The organism is Pseudoalteromonas sp. J2K-J031, assembly GCF_058197095.2.
In genome coordinates this window covers 502,819-516,102 of sequence record NZ_CM200280.1, presented here as the reverse complement: position 1 = coordinate 516,102, position 13,284 = coordinate 502,819, and the positions used below count along the sequence as shown (strand labels likewise).

The following is a 13,284-nucleotide window of genomic DNA, read 5'->3' as shown; positions in this document are numbered from 1 at the left end:
ATAGCTACTGCTGGTGACGCTCATTGCTAAATACTTCGTAAAGTGCGTGTTCAAATATAAAATAAAAATAAACTTATTGGATATTGTATACATTTTAATGTATAACGTTTGTGTCTCAAATGATAATTAAATGTAAATATAGGTTTGAGTGACAGATGGATCCTATAGGGGCTGCTGCCAGATTTGTAATCAGGTCATGCAGTAAAGGACGTGTCTAATGCAGCTTTGCGTTAACCCGACCCTAGTAATATTCCAATAAAGTTGATGACTATGATACTAACAACTAGAAAATCATTCCTCGCCAGTGCCATTTTTATGTCGCTAAACATAGGGGCTGTGAATGCCGCGGAGCTATGTGGCGAAAAAACGCAGCCTCGTCAAGGCGAAGTACCCGCCAATCAAACACAGTGTATGACCGATTACGGCCATTATTTATACGTCAATGTGCCATACGAAAACAGCGATGTGTCGATCACCACCAGTGGTGGGACCTTCACAGGCTCTGATGCCACCATTATTTTGTATGATGGCAATGACTGGAGCGGCAATGAGCAGCTTCGCAGTGCCAATACAGGCACCAATGATGAAAGTGTTAGTTTTGTTTCACACGCTGGAAATCGTTACTTTGCGATTAACGGTAATATTGCTCAAACCTCACTGCTCGTGACGGTCAGCGGCGGCGATGTGCCACCGCCAATGGGCGACTACATCGTGTTTGATACCGATATCAATGTTACGGTCACTAGCCCAGTCATTAGCTCAAAAAATCAATACGGCGCGATCATTCCAACGATATTAACCGCAGTGTATGACGACTTTGAAGGCCTTGCCAGCGCAACAAACGATCCACTTACTGATGTTACTCAAGCCATCCATTATTTAGCAAGCGCTGATAATATTAGCGATCCTGATTTAAATCAGTTGTTGTACTTTTTAGGCTCGTATAAATTTTATGCCCCAGCCATGAGTGAGGCAGAAGCCCAAGCGCTCAGCGATGCGATGGTTGCAGTGGCTAAAATGAGTGATTTTTTAACCAATAAAGGCGGCGTCATTCAAGAAGGGTTCGCCAAAGCGTTGAATAACTTTGAACGCGGTGCAGGCGCGCAGCATTATCAAGATTTACTGCCACATGCACTTGCTGCTTTACAATACCACTCTTTACAAGCGAACCCATTTGCAGCCACTAATGCTGGCGATGCCACCATGGCGCTGTTAAGTGCTTTGGGCTCTGCGGCCTATTATGGTGATGCGCCGACCAAGGCGGCATTTAATAATCGCATGCTTGATGTGCTTTCGGTACTGCGCTCGTTTGCGCATTTAGGTGAAACAGCTGTTGATTTACGCTGGACGAGTGAAGCGGATCGCAAATGGATTGTGCCACACAGTTTTATTGCACTGGGTAAAATTGCCAGTATTGCCACTGATGAAGCCAAAGCCCGCTTTGATAGTACAGTGCGTGAAGCACAAACGACGCTGCAAAACTCGCTCAGCCTTGAAACAATTGAAACCATTACGACTAAAAACTACTTAGAATCAGCAGGGCGAGAATGTGCACAGGGTGATGCGTTGTTTGGCCATTGTGTTGTGCCACCCAAAGAATGCGATATTCTGACGGTTAGCCACCAATGTAATGAGTTTATTACTATTCGCGCGCAAAGCTCGATTAGCCAAGCGACTCTGTCGCAATCGTGCGCCGATATGGCGACACAAGAATCTGAATTTCATGCCTTCTTCAACACCCAAGGCAACCCTGTGGCAGGAGATCAAAATGCACACCTTGAAGTGATCGCGTTTGCCAGCCCTGATGAATACAAAAAATATGCCCCTGAATTTTATGGCATCGATACCGATAACGGCGGCATGTATTTAGAAGGCACGCCCGAAAACGAAGGCAATCAAGCGCGCTTTATAGCCATGCAGTGCCCAGATGATTGGGTCGGCGGCTCGTGCCAATATGAAGATCAAATTTATAACTTGCGCCATGAATACGTGCATTACTTAGATGGGCGTTACATCAAAGCGGGGTCTTTTGGCTATTTTGATTACAACGTTTCATGGTCAGAAGGCATGGCAGAATACATGGCTAACGGCAATGATCATTCTCGAACCCTTGAATCGTTAAAAGGGCAAGTGATCCCCTAATGCCGTTCACTTAAGGTGAGCGGCTTTTTTATTTTTAGCCACAGGGTAGCGGTTTTTCGATACTTTTAGTGTTCTTGGGTAACTTCGTTCTCGTTTTCCCTCTAGCTTAAATTGACTGGCATTTCTTTCTATTTCCAATATCTGTCCGGGGACATTACCGGGCGCATAAATTGGCATCATAGTCAGCTTATGGATGATGTGTGATGAGGCATCTCTAAAGCTTAGTTGGTTTGGGAAAACACTCTTGAGCGACTTCGCCATCAGGACCATCTTATAGCGGATTAAGTTGTACGCCAACAGCACCCCCCATAACTCCTGTCTAATGAGCTCTGGTAAGTTGCTTCTTAACGTAAACCTACTTGCCAACAAGTGTTGCTTCATTTCTCGGTAGCCCATCTCTATTTCCCAGCGATGGCTATAAAGGTCGACTATTTCTGCCGATGGATATGCCATAGGGTCGACCATGGACGTGAGTATTTTGACTTCTTTTCCTTTGATTAGTTTGGTGATAAGTCGCACGTCCATTGTTAAGGGCAACTCTGGTCGCTTTTTTCTCGCTTGAGGTGTGGTGGTTAGGCGGATGAGTTTATCTTGCCTGCCAAGACGTTTGATTTCCTCATACTGTACGTTCTTCTTTAGCGGTAATAACCAATGTGTGTTGATGCCTTTATGCTGCCAATCATGTAACAAGCCTAGTGAGTAAAAGCCTTTATCAAACAATGTTAGGCTGTTATCTGGTACACGTGCTATGAGCTGTGCTGCCAGTGTCATCTCATTTTCACTCACGCTACTCAATGCACTATCAAGAATTAAGTGGCTACTAAGCTCCATCAGACATACCATTCGTACCTGAGGATAGCCTGCTTCACTGGCTTTATTCGCTGTACGGGCAAAGGCTGCGCTGTTTTCTTTACTATCGGGCGTGCGCCATACAACGCCATCTACACCAAATAAGTTCAGACCACACCAATGGGGATGCTCAGCTCGCTCATGCCACTTCTGTGCTGAAAGATGAAATACATCTCGAACCACATCACTGCCTAGCTTCTTTCTCGCTTGTGTCACGGCACTGCGTGCGACGTAATCCACATCCTGCGGTAATACAATATCGAGCTTGTTGATGAGCAGGCGGACTGATTCAGTGCGAAAAAGTGACATACCTATCACGGCCCAAATCATTGCATCCATAGGCAGCTTGCGTTTACGCAATGTGGCCACACCATTAGAGGCTAAACACGATTGAATAATTTCGGGGTCTAGGACATCCGCTAATGACGAAAATTCGGTAAGGCGGTTAATTGAGGTGCGTGCTAAGGCTTCTGACAGTTCCATAAAAAATCCGATGACATGTGGGCTCATCGGATTGTTACATCTACAGAAGATCGGTCAACCGATCAGTAAAATATTTCTTAACTGATCGGCATTAAAGTGATCCCCCCTTTATATAACTTATTATTTATGGCGTATGGCTATGATGAGCTCTACCCGTGGAGTTACTTTGCAATGCGTTATTTAGCGCAAGAGCATAATGACGACATTCATTTACTCACCGCTGCGATGCGCTCAGGCAACAAAACTGATTATGTGAGTACGTTAAAAGCAATCGAAGCGCGAACTCAAGCAGGTTTCGAAGCATTTGTACTTGCCAACTCAGAAGCCGTTGCGCCGAAGGCCGAAACCTTACCTGCACCCGATAGCATAGGTAGCTGTGATTTAGCCCAGCAATATGTGCGTAAAGTGGATGCTGCAAAAACTAATTTTACCATTAGCAATACCACTAACACGCCGATCTCGCTGTTTTGGGTCAACAATAATACTGGTAAAGCGAATTTTGCTAAAAACTATCAAACCCTCAATCAGGGCGAAAGCTATAGCGGTACAAATTGGAGCGAAGGGGATCGCTTAATGCTCAGCGATGGCAATTTAAACTGTGTAGGCATGGCGGTTATGGGTGAACAAAACAACACCTTTAACATCGATGCAGAGCTCGTTAAAAACATCGTGCCAGAAGTCATCCCAGAGCAAAACCAGATGGGCAGCTGCGCGTTAGTGCAACCGCACGTTATTAAAGATACCTCGCATGGCTTTAGTATTACGAACACCACAGATACCCCTGTGCGTTTATTCCGTATTGATAACTTAACCGGCAAACCTATGTATGCCAGCGCGGCAACAGGATTTGATTTTGGTTATGGCACTTTAGCGCAAGGTGAAACGTACAGCTCAGATGTTTGGTATGGCGATCGTCGCCTTATGGTGACTGATGCGCGCTTAAACTGTTTAAGTGTGGGCGTACTTAATCACCAAACGGCAGCGTTCACAATCGATCAGAGTATGGTTGCCACCGCAGAGCCAGCCGAAATCATTCCAGCCGCCAATACGTTAGGCAGCTGTGACTTGATGCAAAAACACTTAACCGGCCCATTTGAAGCAGATTTTTCATTTGTGAATACCAGCAATACCCCAGTGCGTATTTATCGCGTTGATAACGAAACTGGCGAGCTGAGTGAAAGCTTTGGCTTTAAAACACTCAATACTGGCGATACGTACGATAGCGCAACCAGTTGGAAATGGTTTGGTAATCGCCGTGCAGCAGTGACGACCGAAACCGGTCAGTGTTTAGCAGTAGCGGTCATGAGCGAAGAAAATTCGGTCAATAGCTATGAGATCACCAATGAAACGGTGGGTGACACCACCCCACTTGACAGTGATGGCGATGGCGTCATTGATTCAGAAGATGCGTTTCCGCTTGATCCTAACGAGAGTAAAGACAGCGATGGTGACGGTGTCGGTGACAATGGTGATGCCTTTCCACTGGATGCGAGCGAAAGCAAAGACAGTGATGGCGATGGCTATGGCGATAACAGCGACGCCTTTCCAAATGATGCGTCAGAATGGCTCGACTCGGATGGCGATGGTCAAGGTGACAACAGTGATCCCTACCCGAACGATCCAGATAATGGCGGCGGCTCAGTGAGCAACTGTGGTGAGGCAACCATTAGTTCAGGCCGTTTAAACTTAGCCAGCACAGAATGTGTAGCCGGTGGCCGAGGCTCGTTTTATGTGTGGGTTGAAAACGACAATACTGACTTAGTCATTGCCACCGCAGGAGGAGAGGGCGATGTTGGCATTTACTTTAATGCCGATACATGGGCCACACAAAGTAATGCCCAAGCGCAATCGGGTAACAGTGGCACAGCGCAAACCTTAGCCGTGACTGCAAATCGAGGATGGCGTTATATCAGCCTTGAAACGAGTGGCCAATACCAAGGAGTGAGTTTAACAGTCACAGAAGGGCAGGCTGACGGGGGAGACAACGGTGGTACTGAGCCGCCAGTGGACGCCGCGATTGCCAATGCCTGTGCAACGCAAAGTGCCTTTACTTATGGCGCAGTTGAGTCGGGTAAAGCAATTTGTACCGGCCAAGGCCATAACAGTTACTACATTTATTTTACTGGTAACGAAAGCGAAGTGACCATTCAAACTGCTCATGGTGCAGGCGAAGTGAAATTATACTCAGATATTTCGTGGGCAAGCGCCACGCAATATCAGTATAAGTCGACAACAGCAGGTACAACGGTGCAAAGTATTACGGTCAGTAACCCTAGTGTGGGTTGGTACTACATTACCGCTGACACCACAGCCGCAGGGGTCGCCTTGCAAGTGGATGTAAAATAACACCTTAATGTGTATGGCGTGTTTCTTTAAAGGGCGCGCCACTACACCATTCATTTTCCTACACAACAATGCAAAGCAGCACTCCCCCAGTGCTGCTTTTTTAGTTGGAAAGAACCTATATTGTCCCTGCGCTTGTATGCGTCATGGAGATTTAAGGTCGGGTTTAAGTGTGATTCAACAGCCTTGGGTGAGCGGTTTTTAACCACACAAAACGTCGATAATTAGCATTCAGAATCAGCAATATTGCTCTGTATATCTTTAAAGCAGTGTCGATAGCGGGCTAACCACACCATTCGCGCCTTGCTGTAAAACATGGGTATAAATTTGTGTTGTTCTCACATCGGTGTGGCCTAATTGGGCTTGCACAGTGCGAATATCAGCCCCGTTTTGTAGCAAGTGGGTGGCAAAGGAGTGGCGTAAAGTATGCGGTGTAATGGGTTTTGTTAAATGCGCAGCTTTGGCAGCCTGTTTAATTGCTTTTCGGATCCCGGTTTCATGAAAATGATGACGGCGGATTTCACCCGTTTCCGGATCAGCACTGAGTTTGTAAGATGGAAAAAGATACTGCCAAGGCAATGATTTATTGGCGCTTGGATATTTTTTAGCAAGCGCATGTGGCATCCAAGCGCCCGCAAACGTTGGTTTTTGTAAGTCGAGTTTTAAGTATTCATCTACCTGATGGATTTGATTTCTAAGTAATGGGAAGAGCTCAGCTGCCAAGGTGACTATTCTGTGTTTGTTGCCCTTGCCGTTCCAAACACGAACACACTTATAGTCAAAATCAATATCTTGAACCCTAAGCTGGACAGCTTCCATAACTCGTAAACCACTACCATACATTAATCCCGCGATTAAATAATAACGTTTGCCCAAATGCGACATAAGCAGTTTGACCTCTTCGGGTGTCATCACGACCGGAAGTTTTGCTTGACGTTTACTCCTCACAAAGTTCAATGAGCAATTAAGCTCTTGCTTAATAATGTGTTTATACCCAATTAACCTGGAGATGCTTGATTTCAGCAAGAGTTTACAGGCGTTTAGGCAAGGTATTGATTGCAGGTAATGGTGTCCCCTTATCAAAATCAATCACGCCGCATAAACGCCTGTAAAACTTGCCCCTTGGGAGCGTCACCGTGTATCCACTACGTTGTTACGCTAATTTAAAAGGTGCCTACATTCCTGCATTAGCGCGCCTAGTATTGGAAACACGGTGGGGCTCTGAAACAGGCATCTTCAAGTTGATTGGGTATATAAAAGACCAGTGCGTTTAACGCTGTTGCTTGAGTTTTGGGTGATACATTGTCGTTTAAGACTAAATGATCAAGGTACTGTTCGACCTCATTATCACCCATTGAAGCTGGATGACGCTTATTATGAAAATGGATAAAAGACGAAATCCATTTAAGGTACGTCTTGATTGACCTTAACGAGTATTGACGAGTTAACATAAAATCATAAATGGAGTTTAGAAACGGTGAGTGCGTTTTCATAGATACCTTCCTGAATGCATGTATATATATACAGTGTTGATGAGTTTCTCGTATAGTCAAGAAAACGAGCCACTGGGTCGTTTTCACTCCAAAGTAATTTTAGCCTTAGAGGAAGAAGGCTTTTTGTAGCAATATGTTATCCAATGTGATAAAAATTCCGGAAGTAGAAACTCGAGACGGTTCACGGTAGAAAAACGACCCAATCGCTCGATATTAAATTGTTAGATTTATTCGGAGAATATATGCTCGCGTATCTAAAATATCGAAAAGAGCTACATTCTCTGAAAAAGAAAGTGGCAAAACTTGAGAATGAATATGTTGAAATTGAAAAAAGCTATGAGGATAAAGATGATCAAGGTCATTTGTCTTTTTTAGCATCTCAACAGCATGATTTGGATATGTGGATAGAATATAGAAAAACTTCATATTTTAAATCTAAAGCAGATTCGTTGCTTATCCCAATGCCAGACGAAAGTGAACCGCTTATGTACACCAACCATGATTTTGGTGATGAAAGTGGTTCAGTAAAAATTTTAACTCTAAATGGTATTCACCATTTAAGAACTAAAATAAGGGACGAGCAAAAGGCAAAGCGTGAGGTAATCGCTTTTTATTTCACTTTATGTACTGGTTTAATTGGTGCTGTGATAGGACTTGTTTCGGTGTTAAAAAAATAAATCTAACAAGTCGTTTAAAAGGACAAAAAACAGTTGGCTTTTGCTCCTTCGTCGCTAATTTTAGCCAACAATTTTTTGCCTCTTAACGAGGCGTTATGTTTCTCAAGGAAGGTAAAGTGTCAAATTTAGAGCGAGTTAAACAATTTGTAGAATCAATCTCTCAAGAAAACCTTAATGATGAGGAATTGCTAGCGAGTTCAAATCAGTTTTTTCAAGAAAACTGCTCGGAAATAGATGCCGAGTTCATCAATACACTCCTTTCGAGCAAAGCCGACGGTATAAACGCTGGCTTTGAGTTAATGGAAGAATATGCATATAAAGGGTCTCCGGCAGCTCAGTTAGCTATAGGTTCCCTAAAAGTAGAAGGCAAAGGCGTTGAGAAGAACATCCCCGAAGGAATCTTCTGGCTTAAACGGGCGTTTATTGGAAAAAATCCAAAATCTGGATTCCTTCTTTCATCAATTTATGCAAATGGTATAGGTGTGAGTGAGAACATGGTAAAAGCTAGAGAATACCTTAAGGGCTCAGCTGATTTAGGTGTTCCTAAGGCTCAATATTACTATGCAGGTATGCTAATTGATGGAGAGGGAGGCGCAATTGACGAGGACACAGCAATAGATTATATGTTTTTGGCTGCAAATAACGGCTATGAAGATGCGATAATTTTTCTAAAAGAAAATGACTTAATCGAAACATAACAAGCAAATTAACAGGGACAAAAAAGTGTTGGCTGTTTTTCGTTCCTCAAACATTTTAGCCAACAATTTTTAGCCCATTATTTGGGCGTTAAATTGAGAACGTACAAATGGACGAGCATGATCTTAAAGCACTTGAAAATATTGAGAAACATGGCTGCCATGTTTTAAATATATTTGAAGAGGAAGGTCAGCCTTGTTTTACCTATTCTATAGGCATAGAAAAAAAGCAAAATAAACCCGAATTAATTGTTGTTGGTCTAAAATCTGAATTGGCTCATTTTATTATCAACGAATACTGTCAGCGCTTGCTTCAAGGTGAGGATTTTATTCCCGGTAAATTTTATTCTGACTTTATTGAAGGGTTTGAGATTACTTTCATTGAAATGGATAAAAAGCACTATAAAGAATATCTTGGTTGGGGCTTATGGCTATACGCAGGTGATGACTTTAGAGCTTATCAACTTATTTGGCCTGCTACAAACGGCATGTGGCCTTGGTCTGAAGAAAAATCAGAATACTATACTTGGGCGCAACCAATATTAAACTCATCAGGTAAAATACAAAAAATTTAACAAATCGCTCAAGCTCGCACACTACGTGTGCTGGACAGTCTTTAAGTCGCGCCTTTGCCATTCGCTTCGCTCATTTTATGGCAAAGCCACAACTTAAAGCCTGCCGCTTAGCTCGGCGTTATGTTTTTAAATGGAGTTAAAATGAAATATCGAGTGTTATTTATATCTTTGTTATTAAGCGGTTGTACTTCAACAGAAGTACAGGTTAATTCTCAGAGAGTTGATCCAATAAGTACAGAATTCGCAGAATTAACTATTAATCATAAAACTAAATCTATAGATCTAAAGTGCATCCCTAAAAGTGAAGTAGCTGGTGAAAGTGTGGTTTGGGTAAAAGACTGCAATGATTTAGCATTTAACTATTTAAGTAATGAAATGAGTCAAGGTGTCGTTCTTAAAAACACACTTACTAAAAAGCCTTTCGGTATGGCAGCAGATTTTATGGGTAAATCATTAATGGCTAACCCGTCAAATTTTACTGCGGTTAGTATAGGGCAAAGCTTTGAGTTGGTGCGTAACAAAACATAACAAGAAAATCAACAAGGACTAAAAACAGTGGGCTGTTCGCTTCGCTCCATTTTAGCCCACTATTTTTAGCCTGTTATTTGGGCGTTATGTTTTAATCGGAACTGGATATTGATATGAACATAGAAGTAAAAATGGATATTTTATTCGCAGGGTTGTTACTAATCCCTGTTCTGGTCTTGGCTGTTCCTTACATCAAAAATAAGCTAATCGCTTTCGCGAAAACTAAAGCGATTTCGGTTGTTTCATTGCCTATATCAGCTTTCTTGATTTATGACATTTCAATTGAAAGTAATTTTTTGGGGCTTTTTGGTTTGTCCGCAGGTTATATCGTTTTCTTTTTTACTTATGCAGTATCGGTTTCGTTGTTGGCGTCCACTGCAAAAAGCAAAAATATGGTGCAATAAAAACATAACAAGCCAGTCAAGAATGGACGCAAAACAGTTGGCTTGCGCTCATTCTTCGCTAATTTTAGCCAACTATTTTGCGCCGCTTACTGGGGCGTTATGTTTTTCTAGAGGTATGAGTGCAATCTAAGCTGTTAAAAATTAAATTGAACCCCAATTCTCGAAGTGATTTAGATACTTTGATCTCTTATATGCGTGAAAATATTGAGTTTCCAAAAAGCGAAATGGAACAAAAAGGGTACTTCTGGGATTCTGTATTTTATGAAAAAGACGATGAATTTGAATTCATCTATATTGTTATCAAATCCGCTGATTTTTCTAAAATAATGATGGATGAAAGTGAATTAATAGTATCGCCGTTTAGGGATGTTTATGAAAACTTTAGAACCACTTGTTGGGCTCCAGAGCCTTACAAAGATTTAGAACCAGTATTCTGTTTTAATTCATCATTTACATTTTCAGGTTAAAGTAGAGTTATCAAAAACATAACAAGAACTTCAAACGGAAAAAATACAGTTGGCTGTTTCACTCCGTTCACATTATAGCCAACTATATTTTTCCGCTTAAGTAGGCGTTATGACTACCCAGATGAATGACTACGAACGTAGAATAAACAAGCTCATTACTAACTACTCGTCTTCACTGATGAATAATACCAAGTGGAGAGAAGTGTTAGATTTGGTAGGCAAGCATGGAGTCGCAATTAACTTTTCGTTCATAGGTGATGAAGAGTTTTTGAGTGATGTTTTCTTTCCCGAGGATGGAGTACAAGGTGATCATACTAAAGACTGCTGTGTGCATGGACCGTTCTATCTGAAAGAAATCTTTGCGATAAAGTGCGCCAAGTATGAAGCTAAGCGAAATCCAATTAGCGGAGCCAAGTATCTAGATGATGCTACTTATCAAGCATTTCTATCGGATATTAATAGGTTAGGTAAGCTACCGCTAAAGGAGCTAGATGATCATTTGATTATCCATGGCTATCAAAAATAGTCATAACAAAGCCGTGCACAGCGAGCAATTTTTCCGTCGCTTTTTTTGTGGCGGGCGCTACGCTGCCACAAAAAACAACTCCAAAGTTGCCGCGTGACGGCGGCGTTATGTAGCAAGGAAGCATGTTGAACTGGTCGAGTATAATAAAATTTTCAGGATTCCATTTTATAGCGCTCACGTTAGTGAGTACGTTAACAACGTTGTTAATTGGAGCCGATAATTTAGAGCAACAAACAGGACGTGACTTGCTAATTTATTTCAAAGTACCAGCATTCATTGTCGGTTCAATTATCCTAACGCTATTTGCTAAAACACAAGGTTCCAAGGTTCTATTGCACCTTTTTATAACCGTTGTAATAAGTTCAACTGTAGCTTTTGTTATCGTTTCTGTACTTATGGGATCTGTATTTATTTCACCAACATGGTTTATTGATTTACCCATTTCTGCAATATCTATTTTGGTAGCAATATTCATTGGCGGTTATTTTCGTGGTATAACTAAAAATGCTACATAACAAGCTAATTAATAAGGACAAAAAACAGTTGGCTGTTTTCGTTCCTCAACATTTTAGCCAACAATTTTTTGCCCATTATTAGGGCGTTATGAAACTTTAGAATTATGATGCAACCTGCTAACCCAGTGACAGAATTAAGGCAACTAATCAAAGATGCTCGATGGGCAATTTGGTCATTCTTTATTATTAATGCTTTTGTGCTGCTTTTCTTTTTAGTCGATGGCATTTCTAATGAGTTTGTTTTTGTAGCCTTATTTGTTCAGGCTTTTTTGTTTATCGTTTGGCTTTTACCTGTATTTTGTTATCAGGTATTCATTAAAAGGCTAAGTGTTAAATATGCCTTTTTTAAAGCAATGGCATCATATAAAGAAGCACTAGGACATGTATCGTGGTAGCGTTTCATAACAAGGCGTTTAATTCGGACGGATAACTGTTGGCATTGGTTCGTTCCTCACAATTTTACGCCAACAATTACTCGCCGCTTAACGGGACGTTATACAACTCTATGGTTTTGATGAATGTCACAACACTTTCTTCCTAGCAAATTTAAAGCTCCAATCAATTTAGAAACTGATAAGTTTCATATTTTCCCATTAGCACTAAACGTTGCGACAATGGATTATGAAGCTGTAATGTCTAGCCGAGCGGAACTTCAAGGGATATTTGGCCAAAATTCTGATTGGCCAAAATCAAATATGACATTACAGGAAAATATGAGTGACTTAAAAGTTCATGAATATGAATTTAAAACTAGAAAAGCCTTCGCATATTCTGTATTAAATAATACTAAAACCAAATGCTTTGGTTCTATTTACATAGATCCAAGTCGTTCCAAAGATTACGATTGTGAAGTTCATTTCTGGATTCGCTCTGACAGTATTAAATTTGAAGAACAGCTTTTTAAAATAATATCGGATTGGATGCAAAGCGATTGGCCTTTTAAAAATATTGCTTATCCAGGTAGGCTCATTTCATGGGAAAACTGGGAAAAACAGATAAAAGTTGTATAACAAGCAATTCAAGCGGGACTGCTAACGTTTGGCTCGGTTTCGCTTCGCTACACAGTTTAGCCAAACATTAACAGCCCCTTAATTGGGCGTTAGCTGGAAGGGAAGTCATGAGCTATATCGATGAACTTATAGAGAATTGTAGGTTGGCAAAAAAGGCTGTACCAATAAGAGAGTTTGAGCTTAAAGAACTATCTGATCTAGATGATATAGAAAAAGCAATTTACATAATTGAAGAAATAGATGGGCAACCGGAGAAAACATTTATAGATTATTCGGTGTACAAAAAATCAAGAGAACGTTCCTGTTCAAAATTAAATTCACCATCGCCTGTAATGTATGTCGGTTCTTCTACAACTGGAGTCAAGAAGCGAATTGAGCAGCACTTAGGTGATGGTCCAAAAGGTACTTATTCGCTACATTTGAAGCATTGGTTTAAGGGTAGGCAAAAAATTACCGTCAAGGTTTATAATGAGTCGTTGGCCGTCCTCCAAATAATTGAAGATGCCTTATCTCATGATCTACAACCAGCGTTTGGAAAGCAGGGTGGTAATAATAAGTGAGCGAGTCAGCTAACAAG

15 protein-coding genes and 1 pseudogene are annotated in these 13,284 nt (G+C 41.5%); 13 read left to right on the top strand and 3 right to left on the bottom strand.

Features of this window, described 5'->3' with window-relative positions; all coding sequences use genetic code 11:
• Positions 1 to 270 precede the first annotated feature (270 nt).
• The gene (locus tag AC3KZC_RS19545; protein ID WP_490579334.1) at positions 271 to 2,142 is read left to right on the top strand and encodes a collagenase; all 1,872 of its coding nucleotides are present in this window, start codon (positions 271 to 273) and stop codon (positions 2,140 to 2,142) included.
• 6 nt (positions 2,143 to 2,148) lie between these two features.
• Here the strand turns inward: AC3KZC_RS19545 and AC3KZC_RS19540 are convergent, their stop codons facing one another.
• The gene (locus AC3KZC_RS19540) at positions 2,149 to 3,474 is read right to left on the bottom strand and encodes an IS4 family transposase (RefSeq protein WP_518525921.1); all 1,326 of its coding nucleotides are present in this window, start codon (positions 3,472 to 3,474) and stop codon (positions 2,149 to 2,151) included.
• A gap of 96 nt (positions 3,475 to 3,570) precedes the next feature.
• On the opposite strand from AC3KZC_RS19540, the gene AC3KZC_RS19535 reads away from it, so the two are divergent.
• Positions 3,571 to 5,820, top strand: a complete 2,250-nt coding sequence (locus tag AC3KZC_RS19535; RefSeq protein WP_490580207.1) for a collagenase — start codon at positions 3,571 to 3,573, stop codon at positions 5,818 to 5,820.
• 258 nt (positions 5,821 to 6,078) lie between these two features.
• Here the strand turns inward: AC3KZC_RS19535 and AC3KZC_RS19530 are convergent.
• A pseudogene (locus AC3KZC_RS19530) lies at positions 6,079 to 6,810 on the bottom strand (integron integrase); the annotation flags it as partial.
• Positions 6,811 to 7,013: 203 nt separating this feature from the next.
• Positions 7,014 to 7,310 carry a site-specific integrase gene (locus AC3KZC_RS19525; RefSeq protein ID WP_490580206.1) on the bottom strand — a complete coding sequence of 99 codons (297 nt, stop codon included), beginning with the start codon at positions 7,308 to 7,310 and terminating at the stop codon, positions 7,014 to 7,016.
• A gap of 242 nt (positions 7,311 to 7,552) precedes the next feature.
• Between AC3KZC_RS19525 and AC3KZC_RS19520 the strand changes: the two genes are divergently transcribed.
• From AC3KZC_RS19520 to AC3KZC_RS19470, 11 genes are all read left to right on the top strand, one after another.
• Positions 7,553 to 7,987, top strand: a complete 435-nt coding sequence (locus AC3KZC_RS19520; protein WP_490580205.1) for a hypothetical protein — start codon at positions 7,553 to 7,555, stop codon at positions 7,985 to 7,987.
• A gap of 116 nt (positions 7,988 to 8,103) precedes the next feature.
• A complete protein-coding gene (locus AC3KZC_RS19515) occupies positions 8,104 to 8,685 on the top strand; it encodes a tetratricopeptide repeat protein (RefSeq protein WP_490580204.1) in 582 nt (193 codons plus the stop codon).
• A gap of 107 nt (positions 8,686 to 8,792) precedes the next feature.
• Positions 8,793 to 9,257: a DUF4262 domain-containing protein gene (locus AC3KZC_RS19510; RefSeq protein ID WP_490580203.1), complete on the top strand. Its 465-nt coding sequence runs from the start codon at positions 8,793 to 8,795 to the stop codon at positions 9,255 to 9,257.
• 141 nt (positions 9,258 to 9,398) lie between these two features.
• Positions 9,399 to 9,785, top strand: a complete 387-nt coding sequence (locus AC3KZC_RS19505; protein ID WP_490580202.1) for a hypothetical protein — start codon at positions 9,399 to 9,401, stop codon at positions 9,783 to 9,785.
• 113 nt (positions 9,786 to 9,898) lie between these two features.
• Positions 9,899 to 10,189, top strand: a complete 291-nt coding sequence (locus AC3KZC_RS19500; RefSeq protein ID WP_490580201.1) for a hypothetical protein — start codon at positions 9,899 to 9,901, stop codon at positions 10,187 to 10,189.
• A 119-nt stretch (positions 10,190 to 10,308) separates the two neighbouring features.
• Positions 10,309 to 10,656 (top strand): DUF6176 family protein, encoded by a 348-nt coding sequence (locus AC3KZC_RS19495; protein WP_490580200.1) that lies wholly within the window; start codon positions 10,309 to 10,311, stop codon positions 10,654 to 10,656.
• A 109-nt stretch (positions 10,657 to 10,765) separates the two neighbouring features.
• Positions 10,766 to 11,182, top strand: coding sequence for a hypothetical protein (locus AC3KZC_RS19490; protein WP_518525930.1), 417 nt, complete (start codon positions 10,766 to 10,768; stop codon positions 11,180 to 11,182).
• 182 nt (positions 11,183 to 11,364) lie between these two features.
• Positions 11,365 to 11,697 carry a hypothetical protein gene (locus tag AC3KZC_RS19485; protein WP_490580198.1) on the top strand — a complete coding sequence of 111 codons (333 nt, stop codon included), beginning with the start codon at positions 11,365 to 11,367 and terminating at the stop codon, positions 11,695 to 11,697.
• Positions 11,698 to 11,801: 104 nt separating this feature from the next.
• On the top strand, positions 11,802 to 12,092 hold the full coding sequence (locus AC3KZC_RS19480) for a hypothetical protein (protein WP_490580197.1): 291 nt from the start codon (positions 11,802 to 11,804) through the stop codon (positions 12,090 to 12,092).
• A 123-nt stretch (positions 12,093 to 12,215) separates the two neighbouring features.
• Positions 12,216 to 12,707, top strand: a complete 492-nt coding sequence (locus tag AC3KZC_RS19475; protein WP_490580196.1) for a hypothetical protein — start codon at positions 12,216 to 12,218, stop codon at positions 12,705 to 12,707.
• A gap of 107 nt (positions 12,708 to 12,814) precedes the next feature.
• Positions 12,815 to 13,267, top strand: coding sequence for a GIY-YIG nuclease family protein (locus AC3KZC_RS19470; RefSeq protein WP_490580195.1), 453 nt, complete (start codon positions 12,815 to 12,817; stop codon positions 13,265 to 13,267).
• Positions 13,268 to 13,284: the final 17 nt, after the last annotated feature.

What these genes read in the sequence shown, in the direction of transcription:
- AC3KZC_RS19540 (WP_518525921.1), bottom strand. Translation starts at nt 3,474, where the DNA reads ATGGAACTGTCAGAAGCCTTAGCACGCACCTCAATTAACCGCCTTACC.
- AC3KZC_RS19490 (WP_518525930.1), top strand. Translation starts at nt 10,766, where the DNA reads ATGACTACCCAGATGAATGACTACGAACGTAGAATAAACAAGCTCATT.
- AC3KZC_RS19520 (WP_490580205.1), top strand. Translation starts at nt 7,553, where the DNA reads ATGCTCGCGTATCTAAAATATCGAAAAGAGCTACATTCTCTGAAAAAG.
- AC3KZC_RS19525 (WP_490580206.1), bottom strand. Translation starts at nt 7,310, where the DNA reads ATGAAAACGCACTCACCGTTTCTAAACTCCATTTATGATTTTATGTTA.
- AC3KZC_RS19470 (WP_490580195.1), top strand. Translation starts at nt 12,815, where the DNA reads ATGAGCTATATCGATGAACTTATAGAGAATTGTAGGTTGGCAAAAAAG.
- AC3KZC_RS19510 (WP_490580203.1), top strand. Translation starts at nt 8,793, where the DNA reads ATGGACGAGCATGATCTTAAAGCACTTGAAAATATTGAGAAACATGGC.
- AC3KZC_RS19505 (WP_490580202.1), top strand. Translation starts at nt 9,399, where the DNA reads ATGAAATATCGAGTGTTATTTATATCTTTGTTATTAAGCGGTTGTACT.
- AC3KZC_RS19480 (WP_490580197.1), top strand. Translation starts at nt 11,802, where the DNA reads ATGATGCAACCTGCTAACCCAGTGACAGAATTAAGGCAACTAATCAAA.
- AC3KZC_RS19500 (WP_490580201.1), top strand. Translation starts at nt 9,899, where the DNA reads ATGAACATAGAAGTAAAAATGGATATTTTATTCGCAGGGTTGTTACTA.
- AC3KZC_RS19475 (WP_490580196.1), top strand. Translation starts at nt 12,216, where the DNA reads ATGTCACAACACTTTCTTCCTAGCAAATTTAAAGCTCCAATCAATTTA.
- AC3KZC_RS19545 (WP_490579334.1), top strand. Translation starts at nt 271, where the DNA reads ATGATACTAACAACTAGAAAATCATTCCTCGCCAGTGCCATTTTTATG.